The sequence below is a fragment of the Enterobacter sp. PL1 genome (genome assembly GCF_945957325.1).
GTDB classification, from domain to species: Bacteria; Pseudomonadota; Gammaproteobacteria; order Enterobacterales; family Enterobacteriaceae; genus Enterobacter; species Enterobacter roggenkampii.
This window is the reverse complement of record NZ_CAMFKT010000021.1, coordinates 11,538-26,611: the sequence shown is the minus strand read 5'-3', so window position 1 is coordinate 26,611 and position 15,074 is coordinate 11,538. Positions and strand designations below refer to the sequence as shown.

Sequence of the window (15,074 nt, the reverse complement as noted above, 5' to 3'; positions counted from 1 at the left end):
CACATTGCCCGTGACGTCACTTATTATTCAGCTTAACCGAGCCGGTCTGTAGAGAGGGAGCTGCCGCGAGATGCTTATGCGCTTTATGTTGCTGATGTTGGCATTCACGAGCCTGTCCAGCCAGGCGCAAACCATCAAAGAGAATATCGCCTTCGCGGTGATTGGCGAGCCGAAATACGCGGTCAATTTTACGCACTTCGATTACGTCAACCCTGCCGCGCCAAAAGGCGGTAAGGTCACGCTTTCCGCCACGGGAACCTTCGACAACTTCAACCGCTACGCCCTGCGCGGCGTGGCGGCCGCGCGAACGGAATCGCTTTATGATACGCTTTTTGTCACGTCTGATGACGAGCCCGGCAGCTACTATCCGCTGATTGCCGAGAACGTACGTTACGCCGATAACTTCGCCTGGGCGGAAATCTCGCTGAACCCGCGGGCACGTTTTCACGATGGCACACCAGTGAAGGCCAGCGACGTTGCGTTCACCTTCCATAAATTCATGACCGAAGGCGTCCCCCAGTTCCGCATCGTATATAAAGGCGCGTCGGTCAGAGCCATCGCGCCGCTCACTGTGCGCATTGAGCTGAGCGAACCGAACAAAGAGAATATGCTCAGCCTGTTCTCGCTGCCGGTGATGCCGGAATCGTTCTGGAAAAATCATAAGCTGAGCGACCCGCTTTCAACGCCTCCGCTGGCTGGCGGCCCCTACCGCATTACCGACTGGCGAATGGGGCAATATGTCGTTTATTCCCGCGTCAAAGACTATTGGGCGGCCAATTTGCCGGTCAACCGCGGACGCTGGAACTTCGACACCCTTCGTTATGATTACTACCTCGACGATAACGTGGCGTTTGAAGCGTTCAAAGCCGGGGCATTCGATTTGCGCGTCGAGAGCAGCGCCAAAAACTGGGCGACCCGCTATATCGGCAAAAATTTCGCCAAAGGCTATATCGTCAAAGACGAACACAAAAATGAATCTGCCCAGGACACCCGCTGGCTGGCGTTTAATATTCAGCGTCCGGTATTTAATGACCGCCGGGTGCGGGAAGCCATCTCCCTGGCCTTTGATTTTGAGTGGATGAACAAAGCGCTGTTTTACGGGGCTTATAGCCGCGCCAACAGCTATTTTCAGAATACCGAATACGCCGCGCGTGATTATCCGAAAGCCGACGAACTGGTTCTGCTGGCCCCCCTTAAAGCAGAGGTACCGCAAGAGGTGTTTACAACGGTGTTTCAGCCGCCCGCATCGAAGGGTGACGGTTACGACCGCGACAACCTGCTCAAAGCCAGCAAGCTGCTGGATGACGCAGGCTGGCACCTGAAGAATCAAAAACGTGTGGATGCCAAAACGGGCAAGCCACTCAGCTTTGAACTGCTGCTCTCGTCCGGGGGCAACGACCAGTGGGTGCTGCCGTTTAAGCACAACCTTGAGCGGCTGGGCGTGACCATGAACATTCGCCAGGTTGATAACGCGCAGATCACCAGCCGCATGCGCAGCCGTGATTACGACATGATGCAGCGCCTGTGGCCCGCGCAGCCGTGGCCTAGCTCGGACCTGCAAATCTCCTGGGCCTCCAGCTACATCGACTCCTCGTACAATGCGCCGGGGGTAAAAAGCCCGGCGATTGATGCGCTCATTGCGAAAATCGTGGCGGCGCAGGGGGATAAAGACAAGCTCGTGCCGCTCGGGCGCGCCCTCGACAGGGTCTTAACCTGGAACTACTACATGCTGCCGATGTGGTATATGGGCGAAGATCGCCTTGCGCGCTGGGATAAGTTCTCCGTGCCTGCCGTGCGCCCGGTCTATTCTCTGGGCTTTGACACCTGGTGGTATGACGTTAACAAAGCCGCCAGACTTCCCGCTGAGCGGCGATAAGGAATTATCATGGGTGCCTATCTTCTCCGCCGTCTGCTGCTGGTCATCCCCACCCTGTGGGCCATCATCACGATTAACTTTTTCATCGTGCAAATCGCTCCCGGTGGGCCGGTCGATCAGGCCATTGCCGCCATTGAATTTGGCAACAGCGGCGGCATGCCGGGCGGCGGCGGTGAAGGGATGGGCGCCAGCCATGCGCGAACTGGCGTAGGGAATATCAGCGAAAGCCATTACCGCGGGGGACGCGGGCTGGATCCGGAAGTGATCGCCGAGATCACCCACCGCTACGGCTTTGATAAACCGATTCACGAGCGCTATTTCAAAATGCTCTGGGATTACATCCGCTTTGATTTTGGCGATAGCCTGTTCCGCAGTGCGTCAGTGCTGATGCTGATCAAGCAAAGCCTGCCGGTTTCGATCACGCTCGGGCTGTGGGGTACGCTGATCATCTATCTGGTCTCTATACCGCTTGGGATCCGCAAAGCGGTGTACAACGGCAGCCGGTTCGATATCTGGAGCAGCACGTTCATCATTATCGGCTATGCCATCCCGGCGTTTCTGTTCGCCGTTCTGCTGATCGTCTTTTTTGCCGGGGGCAGTTATTTTGATCTCTTCCCGCTGCGGGGGCTCGTCTCCGCCGATTTCAGCTCCCTGCCGTGGTACCAGAAAATCACCGACTACTTCTGGCATATCACGCTGCCGGTTCTGGCCACGGTCATTGGCGGGTTTGCGGCCCTGACCATGTTGACCAAAAACGCCTTTCTCGATGAAATTCGTAAACAGTACGTCGTTACGGCCCGCGCTAAAGGCGTGAGCGAGAAGCAGATCATGTGGAAGCACGTGTTCCGCAACGCCATGCTGCTGGTGATCGCCGGATTTCCGGCCACGTTCATCAGTATGTTTTTTACCGGCTCGCTGCTGATAGAGGTGATGTTCTCGCTTAACGGTCTGGGCCTGCTGGGCTATGAGGCCACCGTGTCGCGTGATTATCCGGTAATGTTCGGCACGCTCTATATTTTCACCCTGATTGGCCTGCTGCTGAATATCATCAGCGATATCAGCTATACGCTGGTCGATCCCCGAATCGATTTTGAGGGCCGATGATGCCGCGTTTAAGCCCCGTCAACCAGGCCCGCTGGGCCCGCTTTCGCCACAACCGCCGCGGCTACTGGTCGCTGTGGATTTTTGCCGTGCTGTTTGTCTTAAGCCTGTTTTCAGAACTGATCGCTAACGATAAACCGCTGCTGGTGCATTTTAACGACCGCTGGTACGTGCCGGTCATCGCCAATTACAACGAAAGCGACTTTGGCGGCCCGTTTGCGACGCCGGCGGAGTATCAGGATCCGTGGCTTCGCCAGCAGATTGATCAGCACGGCTGGGCGCTCTGGGCGCCGGTGCGTTTTGGCGCAAACAGCATTAACTTCGCCACCACGACCCCCTTCCCTTCCCCGCCCTCCGCGCAAAACTGGCTGGGAACGGATGCTAACGGCGGCGACGTGCTGGCGCGCATCCTGTATGGCACGCGTATTTCGCTTCTCTTTGGGCTGATGCTGACGATCTTCTCCAGCGTGATGGGCGTCGTGGCGGGCGCCATTCAGGGCTACTACGGCGGGAAAATTGACCTCTGGGGCCAGCGGGTGATTGAGGTCTGGTCAGGCATGCCGACGCTCTTTCTGATCATCCTGCTTTCCAGCGTCGTACAGCCCAACTTCTGGTGGTTATTAGGCATTACCGTCCTGTTCGGCTGGATGGCGCTGGTCGGTGTGGTCAGGGCCGAGTTTCTGCGCACCCGTAATTTCGACTATATTCGCGCCGCGCAGGCGCTTGGCGTGAGCGACCGCGGGATCATCTTCCGCCATATGCTGCCCAACGCCGTGGTGGCTACGCTCACCTTCCTGCCGTTTATTCTGTGCAGCTCCATCACCACCCTCACCTCACTGGATTTTCTCGGTTTCGGGCTACCGTTGGGTTCCCCGTCGCTCGGCGAACTGCTGCTGCAGGGCAAGAACAACCTGCAGGCGCCGTGGTTAGGCATCGCCGCCTTTCTTTCCGTGGCCGTGCTGCTGTCGCTGCTGATTTTTATTGGCGAAGCCGTGCGCGATGCCTTTGATCCGAACAAGGCGGTTTAAAATGACCCAGCCCCTGCTCCGTATTGATAACCTGTCGATTGCCTTTTCAAAACAGGACGAGACGCGCACCGTGGTCAGCGACCTGACGCTGCAGATCCAGCGCGGTGAAACGCTGGCCCTGGTGGGTGAGTCGGGTTCAGGCAAGAGCGTCTCGGCGCTCTCCATCCTGCGGCTGCTGCCTTCTCCGCCGGTAAGCTACCCGCAAGGGGATATCCTTTTTCACGGCCGTTCGCTGCTGCACGCCGACGAACAGACCCTGCGCGGCATTCGCGGCAACAAAATCGCGATGATCTTCCAGGAGCCGATGGTGTCGCTTAACCCTCTGCACAGCCTGGAAAAACAGCTCTATGAAGTGCTCTCCCTGCACCGTGGGATGCGCAAAGAGGCCGCGCGGGGAGAAATTCTGGATTGTCTTGAACGCACAGGCATACGCAATGCGGCCAAACGGCTGAATGATTTTCCGCATCAGCTCTCCGGCGGCGAACGCCAGCGCGTGATGATCGCCATGGCGCTGCTGACGCGCCCCGAGCTGTTGATTGCCGACGAGCCCACAACGGCGCTGGACGTGACGGTACAGGCGCAAATACTGACGCTGCTGCGGGACCTGCGTGACGAGCTAAACATGAGCCTGCTGTTTATCACGCACAACCTGAGCATTGTGAGAAAGCTGGCCTACAGCGTCGCGGTGATGCAAAACGGCCGCTGTGTTGAACAGAATGCGGCGTCCACGCTGCTGAGCGCGCCGCAACACCCCTATACGCAGCGCCTGCTCGACAGCGAACCCTCCGGCGACCCGGTTCCCCTCGACGCTGACAGCACGCCGCTGCTGCGCGTTGAGGATCTGTCCGTCTCGTTCCCGATCCGCAAAGGTATTCTGCGCCGCATTGTCGATCGCAACCCGGTGTTAAAAAATATCCGCTTCTCGCTGCGCCCGGGCGAATCCCTCGGGCTGGTGGGCGAATCCGGCTCGGGTAAAAGCACCACCGGTCTGGCGCTGCTGCGCTTAATTGCCTCACAGGGCGAAATCCTGTTTGACGGCATGCCGCTGCACCGCTGGAACCGCCGCCAGATGCTGCCCGTGCGGCCCCGCATGCAGGTGGTCTTTCAGGACCCCAACTCCTCGCTTAACCCGCGGCTCAGCGTGTTACAGATTGTCGAAGAGGGCCTGCGCGTCCATCAGCCCGGCCTGAGCGCGCAGCAGCGCGAGCAGGAGGTCATGCGGGTCATGGTTGAAGTGGGTTTAGATCCCGAGACGCGCCACCGCTATCCTGCGGAATTTTCCGGCGGGCAGCGCCAGCGTATCGCCATTGCCCGCGCGCTGATCCTGAAACCAGAGCTAATTATTCTGGATGAACCGACGTCGTCTCTGGACAGGACCGTACAGGCGCAGATCCTGGCGCTGCTGAAAGGGCTACAGGAAAAGCACCGGCTGGCCTATATCTTTATCAGCCATGATTTGCAGGTGGTGCGAGCGCTATGCCATCAGGTGATTGTGTTGCGACAGGGAGAGGTGGTCGAGCATGGAGAGTGCCAGCGCGTATTTAGCGCGCCAACGCAGCGCTACACGCGCCAGCTGTTGTCGTCAGACTAGCGCTCAGAATGGATACTGGCCGGAGAAAGGCTCTGCAATAGCAACGCCAAAATTTTTCAGGCGGCAGGTGGCAGCAAACTCGTCCTGGCTTTTCACAAACAGGCACGGCTCCCCTTCGCATTCCAGCACGGAGCTGTCCACTTCGATATCCGTCAGGGCCTGACTGAGACGCTCCATCACCCGCCATGCATTTTCATCGCTCGGGCTCAGCAGCTTGAGCGCCACCAGGCAGTTTTCACAGCCCGCGACGTTTTGCGGAATCGGTTCAACTTTCGAACCAGCAAAACCCGCCGACCAGCGATAGCTCTGGGGCAAGCGATGGACAATAGAAAGTTGTAATGTATTCACGTTCGTTCCCCGGAAGCAAAATTTACTTCACAATTTATTTACATTTATAGTAACACATCATCGCCAGCCTGCACTATTCAGCACTTTTTTATCGGTATTCAGGCTCGCGTCGGCGCTATATGTACCCGTTTCTGCGATCTAACTCAACCTTTTTGAATACAATGATGTGACTTTTTACACAAATAGATTTTACATAAAATAAACAAACACGGCATAAACGAACGGGGGTTTGGTTGATATGCATCAACAAAAAAGGCCCTGCCGGGCCTTCTCTGTGTTTTAGTGGGCCGCTTTTCGCGGTCGACTGGCGTAAAGATAGAAGAGTATCGAGCTGGTTGCGCAAAAAGCCATGGCCCACAGCATGGGCCATGCCGTCGTAAAGGTGGCCATAGAAAGCAACGCGCCAACGATAGCGCCGATGCCGAAGCGGAACGTCCCCGCCAGGGAAGAGGCGGTCCCCGCCATGTGCGGGAACTCATCCAGAATCACCGCCATCGCATTGGACGACACCATCGACACGCAGCCGACAAAGGCCGCTACGCCGACCACCAGCGCCCAGAAGCCCACGCCCAGAAACGCGCTCACCACCAGCAAGATCGCCATCACAAACTGGATCCACAGCCCCGCGCGAAACATGTTCAGCGCCCCCACCCGCCGGACAAAGCGGCTGTTGATGATGGTCATGATGAACAGGAAGACGATGTTAAGCGCAAAGTAATAGCCGAAGTGCTGCGGCGACACGTGGTTAAGCTCGATGTAGACAAACGGCCCGGCGCTCAGGAAAGAGAACATTCCGGCAAAGCTGAACCCGCTTGCCAGCATATAGCTGAGCACGCGCTTGTGGCGAAACAGCGAGGCAAAGTTGCCGATGGTGGTACGGATGTGAAACTTCTGGCGGCGCTCGACGGGAAGCGTTTCATCTATAAAGAAGAAGATCATTGCCGAGGCCAGCAGCGCGGCCAGGGCCAGGATCCAGAAAATCACATGCCAGCTGAACCACACCAGCACCGCACCACCCGCCATTGGCGCCACCAGCGGCGCAATCGTCGTCACCAGCATCACGAACGACATCATGCGGGAGAACTCTTCCTTCGGGTAGATATCGCGCATCAGGGCGTTAATCACCACGCTTGCCGCTGCCGCCGCCAGACCGTGGAAGAAACGCATGATGATCAAATGATCGATGGTCTGGGCCAGCGCACAGGCAACCGCTGCGGCCGCAAAGACCAGCGTCCCGCCCAGAATGACGGGCTTGCGTCCAAGGCTGTCCGCCATCGGGCCATAAAACAGCTGGCCGAGGGCAAAGCCGAGAATATAGGTGCTGAGCGTCATCTGCGCGCTGCCCGCCGGGACGCCAAACTGCGCGGAAATGACCGGCAGCGCAGGCAGGTACATATCAATAGACAGCGGCATCAGCATGGCCAGCAGGCCAAGAATGAAGACGATTTTGAACGACGAGTGTGGCCTGGTGGTCACAGGGTTCTCCTGAAATTAGTGCGAAGGCAGACCGACGCTGGCGATCTCTTCTTCCTTTAACGGACGGTATTCGCCTGGCGCAAGGTCGGGATCGAGTTCAATCGCACCAATCCGTTCGCGATGCAGGCCTACAACGTGGTTCCCCACCGCGGCAAACATACGTTTCACCTGATGGTAGCGCCCTTCGCTGATGGTCAGACGGACCTCCGTCGGGGTGATGACTTCAAGCACCGCCGGTTTGGTCAGATCTTTTTCATTATGCAGCTGCACGCCTTTCGCGAAGTGCTCAGCCGTGTCATCCGACACCGGTGACTCCAGCGTCACGAAATAGGTTTTCTCGCAGTGGTGGCGTGGAGAGGTGATGCGATGCGACCACTGACCGTCGTCGGTCATCAGCACCAGACCGGTGGTGTCGATATCGAGGCGGCCTGCGGCATGCAGCTTGTGCGCCACCGGTTCGTCGAGGAAATAGAGCACCGTCGGGTGATCCGGATCGTCCGTTGAGCAGACGTAGCCTTCCGGCTTATTGAGCATGAAGTAGCGAGGACCGTGCTGCTGGGTCAGCGGATTGCCGTCATACTCCACCTGATGGTCAGGTTGCAGTTTGAACGCGCTGTCTCTCACAATGTCGCCATCCACGGTAACGCGGCTGGCGCGAATTTCGCGCCCGGCAATAGCGCGGCTTACGCCGAGTTGCTGAGCGATAAACTTATCAAGTCGCATGAAATCTTTTTAGCCTTAATGGTGCAGGAAGTCGGACAACAGGTCCGAAAATAGAAGCAGTCTGGAACGGTTCAGTATAATGGTCTGGTTGCGCCACTCAAGGGAAAAAGTTTCGTGGCATACTATGTGCGGAATAACGAAACCGAGACCCCATGACTTTTACACTTCGTCCCTATCAGCAGGAAGCCGTTGACGCCACCCTCGCCTGGTTCCGTAAACATCGCGAGCCGGCGGCGATTGTGCTCCCGACCGGTGCAGGCAAAAGCCTGGTCATTGCCGAACTGGCGCGTCTGGCCCGCGGCCGCGTGCTGGTGCTGGCGCACGTTAAAGAGCTCGTCGCGCAAAACCATGCCAAGTATTGTGCACTTGGACTGGAAGCCGACATTTTCGCCGCCGGTCTAAAGCGTAAAGAGAGCCACGGCAAGGTGGTGTTTGGCAGCGTGCAGTCGGTGGCCCGCAATCTGGATCTGTTTCGCAGCGAATTTTCGCTGCTGATTGTCGACGAGTGTCACCGCATCAGCGATGACGACGACAGCCAGTATCAGCAAATCCTGACGCACCTGAAAGACGTGAACCCTCACCTGCGCCTGCTGGGCCTGACGGCGACCCCGTTTCGTCTGGGTAAAGGCTGGATCTATCGTTACCATTATCACGGCATGGTGCGCGGCGATGACAAGGCCCTGTTTAGCGACTGCATCTACGAGCTTCCGCTGCGCTACATGATTAAACATGGCTACCTGACGCCACCTGAACGGCTGGATATGCCGGTGGTGCAGTACGATTTCAGCCGCCTGCAGGCGCAGAGCAACGGGTTATTCAGCGAAGCGGATCTTAACCAGGAGCTGAAAAAGCAAAAGCGCATTACGCCGCATATCATCAGCCAGATTGAGGAGTTCGCCGCGACGCGCAAAGGGGTGATGATCTTTGCCGCCACCGTTGAGCACGCGCGCGAAATCACCGGGTTACTGCCCTCCGGCGACGCGGCGCTCATCACCGGCGAGACGCCCGGCCCGGAGCGCGACCGCCTGATTGAAGCCTTTAAAGCCCAGCAGTTCCGCTATCTGGTTAACGTGTCGGTGTTGACCACCGGCTTTGACGCCCCGCACGTTGACCTGATCGCTATTTTGCGCCCGACCGAATCGGTCAGTCTGTATCAGCAAATTGTTGGCCGCGGCCTGCGTCTGGCGCCGGGGAAAACCGACTGCCTGATTCTGGATTATGCCGGTAACCCGCACGATCTCTATACGCCTGAGGTCGGCGCGCCAAAAGGGAAAAGCGACAACGTGCCCGTGCAGGTCTTTTGCCCTGCCTGCGGGTTTGCCAACACCTTCTGGGGCAAAACCACCGCCGACGGCACGCTGATCGAACATTTTGGCCGCCGCTGTCAGGGCTGGTTTGAAGATGATGACGGGCATCGCGAGCAGTGCGATTTTCGTTTCCGCTTTAAAAACTGCCCGCAGTGCAACGCCGAAAATGACATTGCCGCTCGCCGCTGTCGGGAGTGCGACACGGTGCTGGTTGACCCGGACGACATGCTGAAAGCGGCGCTAAAGCTGAAAGATGCGCTGGTGCTGCGCTGTTCCGGCATGGCGCTGCAGCCCGGCGCGGATGAAAAAGGCGAATGGCTGAAAATCACCTATTACGACGAGGACGGGGCGGACGTCAGCGAGCGCTTCCGGGTCCAGACGCCTGCCCAGCGAACGGCCTTCGAACAGCTGTTTATTCGCCCGCACACCCGCACCCCGGGCGTGCCCCTGCGCTGGATCACCGTGGCCGATATCGTGCGCCAGCAGGTGCTGTTGCGCCATCCGGATTTTGTCGTCGCCCGTAAGAAAGGCCAGTACTGGCAGGTGCGCGAGAAGCTCTTTGACTACGAAGGTCGCTTCCGTCGCGCCAACGAATTGCGCGGTTAGCGGGACTTTTCATTGATGTGAGGGACATTTGAGTATAAAATGCCGCCCGCTTCACATCCGTGAGGCAGAACACTCACCTGCTGCTGGGTCGCCTGTAGTAGGGTTTTAAATACAGAGAGAAATCAATGTTCACTATCGAAGCAGAAGTACGTAACGTGCAGGGTAAGGGTGCGAGCCGCCGCCTGCGTACCGCTAACAAGTTCCCGGCTATCGTTTACGGTGGCGAAGCTGCTCCAGTTGCAATCGAACTGGATCACGACAAACTGTGGAACCTGCAGACCAAAGCTGAATTCTACAGCGAAGTTCTGACCATCGTTGTTGGCGGTAAAGAAGAAAAAGTGAAAGTTCAGGCTGTTCAGCGTCACGCGTTCAAGCCAAAACTGACTCACATCGACTTCGTTCGCGCGTAATCGCAAACCTGTCGAAAAAAACCCCGCTTCTGCGGGGTTTTTTGTGCCTGTTATTTACCGCCCGAGGTGCGGCGCTGAAGCTGATCGCGCAGATTCGGCGGCGTACCTTTAATGGTCAGCGTATCGGTGGCCGGATCCCAGAAGATTCGTTCCCCCAGCAGCATCGCATCAAAGTTGATGGTTAACCCGCCGCCGCTGCCGGCAAACTTGGTTAACTGACGCAGCGTGCTGCGATCCGCCGGGAAGCTCTCTTCAAGCTCATAGCCCTTCTCTGCGGTAAATTCCTGGAAGCTGACTTCGCTGACGCCCGCCAACTCTTTTGACAGCGACTCCAGCTCAATCTCTTCCCCAGCCTGCAGCTGTTCGTTGCAGTAGCTGTAAACCTGCTGGCGCACCGTCTGGCGCTCAGATTTATCAAGCTGCGCTTCGGCTGTGAAATCGTCAACCGCCTGGAGCAGCCCTTTGTTCTGCGCTTTGGCGTTAAGCCCTTCACTGGCACCGAGGAAGTCCATGAAGAAATCCGCCACTTTGCGGCCCACGCGTCCCTTCAGGAAAGTCAGGTAGCGGGTCGACTCCGGGTTGGTTTCCCACTCGGTCAAATCTATACGCGCCACGATATCCGCATGGTTTATGTCCAGATAGTGCGTTGAGCTGATATCCAACTGCTCGTTCACGCGCATGCTGCTTAAGTTGTTCAGCACGGTAACCAGCAGATACTCGACCGCCAGGTAGCGGTAGTGGCAGAACAGCACGATCCCGCCGTCGGCGAACGGGTATTTCGCCAGCTCGTCGCGCAGACGCCCGGTTGCCGCACGGCTAAACGCCAGGAAATCCTCTTCACCCTGGCGCTGCAGGCGCAGGCTATCGGCCAGTTCACTCTCTTCGCTGAACAGCCCATAGGCTTTATTTTTGGCGCTGTAGACGCGATGCAGCTCTGCCATCATCTCCACAACGGTCGCCGTAGGTTCCAGTAACGAATCGCGTAGCACCACTTCAAGGGTTTGCTCATCGCGCTTGATAAGCTGGTGCAGGGCAATCTGGTTGATTTCCAGACTCATGATAAACTCTCCTTTTAGACCGGGCGGTATTCAACCACCACCAGGACATGTGTGCAACAACAGATAAAAAAGGGGAAAAAAAGCTGTTGCTACGGTAATATGTTGCCCTTTCATCAACAAACTGATTTTGATTTATGCCACAACATTCCCGCTACAGTGATGAACACGTTGAACAACTGCTCAGTGAGCTGGTCAACGTACTGGAAAAACATAAAACGCCGACCGATCTCTCCCTGATGGTTTTGGGAAATATGGTCACCAACCTGATTAACACCAGCGTTGCTCCGGCTCAGCGTCAGGCGATCGCAAAATCTTTCGCCCAGGCTTTACAGTCGTCCGTCAGCAACGACCCGGCCCATTAAGGGATACGAACAACAGTTTATGGTGACGAATCGTCAGCGCTACCGTGAAAAAGTCTCCCAGATGGTCAGCTGGGGGCACTGGTTTGCCCTGTTCAACATTCTGCTGGCGACGGTCATTGGCTGTCGTTATCTGTTTGTCGCAGACTGGCCAACAACGCTCACCGGGCGTATCTACTCCTGGATAAGCGTTGTCGGTCACTTTAGCTTTTTGGTTTTCGCCACCTATCTGCTGATCCTGTTCCCCCTGACGTTTATCGTCATGTCGCAGCGCCTGATGCGATTCTTGTCCGCCATCCTTGCGACGGTGGGGATGACGCTGCTGCTTATCGACAGTGAAGTGTTCACCCGCTTCCACCTGCATCTCAACCCCATCGTCTGGGAGCTGGTGATTAACCCCGACCAGAACGAAACGGCCCGCGACTGGCAGCTGATGTTTATCAGCGTCCCGGTGATCCTGTTGATTGAGATGCTGTTTGCCACCTGGAGCTGGCAAAAACTGCGTAGCCTGACCCGCCGACGCCATTACGCGAAGCCCGTCGCCGCGCTCTTCTTCGTCTCCTTTATCAGTTCGCACATCATGTATATCTGGGCGGATGCGAACTTCTATCGTCCTATTACCATGCAGCGCGCGAACCTGCCGCTCTCGTACCCGATGACGGCCCGTCGCTTCCTCGAGAAACATGGCCTGCTTGATGCGCAGGAGTACCAGCGCCGCCTTATCGAGCAGGGTAACCCGGAAGCCGTCAGCGTGCAGTATCCGCTGAGCGACCTGCGCTATCGCGATATGGGCCGCGGGCAAAACGTCCTGCTCATCACCGTCGACGGCCTGAACTATTCCCGTTATGAGAAGCAGATGCCAGCCCTGGCCGATTTCGCGAGTCAAAACGTCACGTTTACTCAGCACATGAGCTCCGGTAACACAACCGACGCGGGCATCTTTGGCCTCTTCTATGGCATTTCAGCCGGATACATGGACGGCGTACTCTCTACCCGCACGCCTGCGGCGCTGATCACCGGGCTGAATCAGCAGGGCTATCAGTTAGGGTTGTTCTCATCCGATGGCTTTAACAGCCCGCTCTACCGCCAGGCGCTGCTGTCTGATTTCTCACTGCCGGCGGCACAGAATCAGTCCGATGCGCAGACCGCCAGCCAATGGATAAACTGGCTGCAGCGCTATGCCCAGGAAGATAACCGCTGGTTCTCATGGGTTGCCTTTAACGGCACAACGCTTGCTAACAGCAACAAGAGTGATTTCGCGCGCCGCTACGGCCGCGCGGCGGGTGATGTTGATGCGCAGATTGCCCGCGTGCTTGACGCGCTACGTGAGTCCGGCAAGCTGGACAACACCGTGGTGATCGTGACGGCAGGCCATGGCGTCCCGTTAGGTGACGAGGCGAAGAGCATGAGCTGGTCACGCCCTAACCTGCAGGTTCCGCTGGTCATCCACTGGCCGGGCACCCCGGCGCAGCGCATCACTATGCTTACCGAGCATAAAGATGTGATGACCACCCTGATGCAACGCCTGCTGCACGTCAGCACGCCGGCAAACGAGTATTCGCAGGGCCAGGATCTCTTCAGCGCCGCGCGCCGCCATAACTGGGTTACGGCAGCAGGGAATAATACGCTGGTGGTGACCACGCCGAAGCTGACGCTGGTGCTGAACAGCAACGGGAATTATCAGACGTATAACCTGCAGGGTGAGCGGCTAAAAGACCAGAAACCGCAGCTGAGCCTGCTGCTGCAGGTCCTGACGGATGAGAAGCGTTTTGTCGCTAACTGATTAATAATAAACCAGTTAGCGACGGATTTCCTTGCATTCAAAACGGAATCGAGTAGTATTCTTTCTATGCGTCGGCACGTAGCGCAGCCTGGTAGCGCACCGTCATGGGGTGTCGGGGGTCGGAGGTTCAAATCCTCTCGTGCCGACCAAAAATACATTGAAAACCAGCCTCTTATGGCTGGTTTTTTATTTCGCCTCGTCCGGCGTTTTGCGCAGGTACACAAGCGTTACCAGACAAATCACCGCCCCGGCATAAAACGTATATTCCGCCCCAAACGTTTCCCAGATTGCCCCGGCGCCCAGGCTGGCGACTAACAATCCCACGCCGCTGACCAGACTAAAAATGCCGTAGGCGGTACCGCGCAGATCCGCAGGCGCCGTTTTTGCGATCATTGCCGCCAGCAGCCCCTGCGTCATCCCCATATGCACTCCCCAAAGCGCAACGCCCAGAAGCATTCCAGCCCAGTGGGTGCTCAGCGCCAGCACAATATCTGCTCCAATCAGCATCACCAGACCCCACTGCAGTAGCCGGGTGTGGCTCATCCGGTCCGATAACTTGCCAAACGGATAGGCTGAGAGGAAATAGAGCAGATTCATGGCCACCATCACCAGCGGGATCAGCGCCAGCGGCACCCCCGACTGCTGTGCGCGCAGGACAAGAAAGGCTTCACTGAAGCGTGCGAGCGTGAAGATGGCCCCCAGACCAATCACCCACCAGCAGCCTTTCCCGAGACGCCTGAGGTTCTCTTTTTTGATGGGGTTCGTGCGTTTATGTTCGACGGGCGTTTTCGGCTCATGCAGGCCGAAGAAAAGCAGCGCCACGGCGAGCACGCCGGGGATCACCGCGATCCAGAAAATCGTGCGGAAATCATCGTTCCACAGCAGCATCAATCCTACGGCCAGCAGCGGCCCGAGAAATGCGCCGATGGTGTCCATCGACTGACGCAGCCCAAAGGCCGCGCCGCGAAGTTCCGGCGGCGTAACGTCAGCAACCAGCGCATCGCGCGGCGCTCCCCGGATCCCCTTCCCGACCCGGTCGATTAAGCGTGCCCCCAGAATCATGCCGGAAGATGAGGCGATAGCGAACAACGGTTTACTCAACGCGCCAAGACCGTAGCCCAGAACCGCCAGTCCTTTACGCTTGCCCAGATAGTCACTGATGGCGCCGGAAAACACCTTGATAAACAGCGCAGTGGCCTCAGCCAGGCCTTCGATCAAACCAATGAAAATGACGCTGGCGCCCAGCGTCGTGACCATAAACAATGGCAGCAGGCTGTGAATGATCTCCGAAGAAATATCCATCAACATACTTACTCCACCGACCACCCAGACACCTTTTGGGATCTGGCGGAGCGTGGCAAACCGGGATTGCATTAAGCCTCTCCTGCTTTCTGTAAACAAAGGTGCT

The 15,074-nt window shown here is 57.3% G+C and carries 13 protein-coding genes and 1 tRNA gene; 9 read left to right on the top strand and 5 right to left on the bottom strand.

The window, feature by feature from the left end; all coding sequences use genetic code 11:
- The first annotated feature begins 70 nt into the window (after positions 1-70).
- The 4 genes from N6P30_RS17930 to yejF are packed head-to-tail and all read left to right on the top strand — an operon-like array spanning position 71 to position 5,596.
- Complete coding sequence (locus N6P30_RS17930) at positions 71-1,876, top strand: extracellular solute-binding protein (protein WP_032663183.1); 1,806 nt, start codon at positions 71-73, stop codon at positions 1,874-1,876.
- Positions 1,877-1,885: 9 nt separating this feature from the next.
- Positions 1,886-2,980, top strand: a complete 1,095-nt coding sequence (locus tag N6P30_RS17925) for a microcin C ABC transporter permease YejB (protein ID WP_032663182.1) — start codon at positions 1,886-1,888, stop codon at positions 2,978-2,980.
- A complete protein-coding gene (locus tag N6P30_RS17920) occupies positions 2,980-4,005 on the top strand; it encodes an ABC transporter permease (RefSeq protein WP_032663181.1) in 1,026 nt (341 codons plus the stop codon). The genes N6P30_RS17925 and N6P30_RS17920 overlap by 1 nt, the downstream gene beginning before the upstream one ends.
- Position 4,006: 1 nt before the next feature.
- The gene (gene yejF / locus N6P30_RS17915) at positions 4,007-5,596 is read left to right on the top strand and encodes a microcin C ABC transporter ATP-binding protein YejF (RefSeq protein WP_058673305.1); all 1,590 of its coding nucleotides are present in this window, start codon (positions 4,007-4,009) and stop codon (positions 5,594-5,596) included.
- A 3-nt stretch (positions 5,597-5,599) separates the two neighbouring features.
- Here yejF and N6P30_RS17910 read toward each other — a convergent pair whose 3' ends face one another.
- The 3 genes from N6P30_RS17910 to rsuA all read right to left on the bottom strand — a co-directional run bounded on the left by N6P30_RS17910 (position 5,600) and on the right by rsuA (position 8,143).
- The gene (locus N6P30_RS17910) at positions 5,600-5,944 is read right to left on the bottom strand and encodes a YejG family protein (protein ID WP_008500952.1); all 345 of its coding nucleotides are present in this window, start codon (positions 5,942-5,944) and stop codon (positions 5,600-5,602) included.
- A 279-nt stretch (positions 5,945-6,223) separates the two neighbouring features.
- Positions 6,224-7,420 carry a Bcr/CflA family multidrug efflux MFS transporter gene (locus N6P30_RS17905; RefSeq protein WP_032663179.1) on the bottom strand — a complete coding sequence of 399 codons (1,197 nt, stop codon included), beginning with the start codon at positions 7,418-7,420 and terminating at the stop codon, positions 6,224-6,226.
- A gap of 15 nt (positions 7,421-7,435) precedes the next feature.
- The gene (gene rsuA, locus N6P30_RS17900) at positions 7,436-8,143 is read right to left on the bottom strand and encodes a 16S rRNA pseudouridine(516) synthase RsuA (protein ID WP_154827303.1); all 708 of its coding nucleotides are present in this window, start codon (positions 8,141-8,143) and stop codon (positions 7,436-7,438) included.
- 152 nt (positions 8,144-8,295) lie between these two features.
- On the opposite strand from rsuA, the gene N6P30_RS17895 reads away from it, so the two are divergent.
- Together N6P30_RS17895 and rplY are read left to right on the top strand one after the other, a co-directional pair.
- A complete protein-coding gene (locus N6P30_RS17895) occupies positions 8,296-10,056 on the top strand; it encodes a DEAD/DEAH box helicase (protein ID WP_032663178.1) in 1,761 nt (586 codons plus the stop codon).
- A 125-nt stretch (positions 10,057-10,181) separates the two neighbouring features.
- Positions 10,182-10,466 carry a 50S ribosomal protein L25 gene (gene rplY / locus N6P30_RS17890; protein WP_008500956.1) on the top strand — a complete coding sequence of 95 codons (285 nt, stop codon included), beginning with the start codon at positions 10,182-10,184 and terminating at the stop codon, positions 10,464-10,466.
- Between the two features lie 50 nt (positions 10,467-10,516).
- Here rplY and yejK read toward each other — a convergent pair whose 3' ends face one another.
- Positions 10,517-11,524: a nucleoid-associated protein YejK gene (yejK, locus tag N6P30_RS17885; RefSeq protein WP_008500957.1), complete on the bottom strand. Its 1,008-nt coding sequence runs from the start codon at positions 11,522-11,524 to the stop codon at positions 10,517-10,519.
- 134 nt (positions 11,525-11,658) lie between these two features.
- Between yejK and N6P30_RS17880 the strand changes: the two genes are divergently transcribed.
- The 3 genes from N6P30_RS17880 (at position 11,659) to N6P30_RS17870 (ending at position 13,815) form a co-directional block, all read left to right on the top strand.
- A complete protein-coding gene (locus tag N6P30_RS17880) occupies positions 11,659-11,886 on the top strand; it encodes a YejL family protein (protein WP_008500958.1) in 228 nt (75 codons plus the stop codon).
- A gap of 19 nt (positions 11,887-11,905) precedes the next feature.
- Complete coding sequence (yejM, locus tag N6P30_RS17875) at positions 11,906-13,666, top strand: LPS biosynthesis-modulating metalloenzyme YejM (RefSeq protein WP_032663177.1); 1,761 nt, start codon at positions 11,906-11,908, stop codon at positions 13,664-13,666.
- 72 nt (positions 13,667-13,738) lie between these two features.
- Positions 13,739-13,815: transfer RNA gene (locus N6P30_RS17870), tRNA-Pro, on the top strand.
- Positions 13,816-13,852: 37 nt separating this feature from the next.
- Here N6P30_RS17870 and N6P30_RS17865 read toward each other — a convergent pair.
- The gene (locus N6P30_RS17865) at positions 13,853-15,040 is read right to left on the bottom strand and encodes an MFS transporter (protein WP_023294093.1); all 1,188 of its coding nucleotides are present in this window, start codon (positions 15,038-15,040) and stop codon (positions 13,853-13,855) included.
- Positions 15,041-15,074: the final 34 nt, after the last annotated feature.

Excerpts from the sequence above, each read along its gene's own strand:
- yejK (WP_008500957.1), bottom strand. The coding sequence starts at position 11,524 with ATGAGTCTGGAAATCAACCAGATTGCCCTGCACCAGCTTATCAAGCGC.
- N6P30_RS17920 (WP_032663181.1), top strand. The coding sequence starts at position 2,980 with ATGCCGCGTTTAAGCCCCGTCAACCAGGCCCGCTGGGCCCGCTTTCGC.
- yejF (WP_058673305.1), top strand. The coding sequence starts at position 4,007 with ATGACCCAGCCCCTGCTCCGTATTGATAACCTGTCGATTGCCTTTTCA.
- N6P30_RS17925 (WP_032663182.1), top strand. The coding sequence starts at position 1,886 with ATGGGTGCCTATCTTCTCCGCCGTCTGCTGCTGGTCATCCCCACCCTG.
- N6P30_RS17895 (WP_032663178.1), top strand. The coding sequence starts at position 8,296 with ATGACTTTTACACTTCGTCCCTATCAGCAGGAAGCCGTTGACGCCACC.
- rplY (WP_008500956.1), top strand. The coding sequence starts at position 10,182 with ATGTTCACTATCGAAGCAGAAGTACGTAACGTGCAGGGTAAGGGTGCG.
- yejM (WP_032663177.1), top strand. The coding sequence starts at position 11,906 with ATGGTGACGAATCGTCAGCGCTACCGTGAAAAAGTCTCCCAGATGGTC.
- rsuA (WP_154827303.1), bottom strand. The coding sequence starts at position 8,143 with ATGCGACTTGATAAGTTTATCGCTCAGCAACTCGGCGTAAGCCGCGCT.
- N6P30_RS17880 (WP_008500958.1), top strand. The coding sequence starts at position 11,659 with ATGCCACAACATTCCCGCTACAGTGATGAACACGTTGAACAACTGCTC.
- N6P30_RS17930 (WP_032663183.1), top strand. The coding sequence starts at position 71 with ATGCTTATGCGCTTTATGTTGCTGATGTTGGCATTCACGAGCCTGTCC.
- N6P30_RS17865 (WP_023294093.1), bottom strand. The coding sequence starts at position 15,040 with ATGCAATCCCGGTTTGCCACGCTCCGCCAGATCCCAAAAGGTGTCTGG.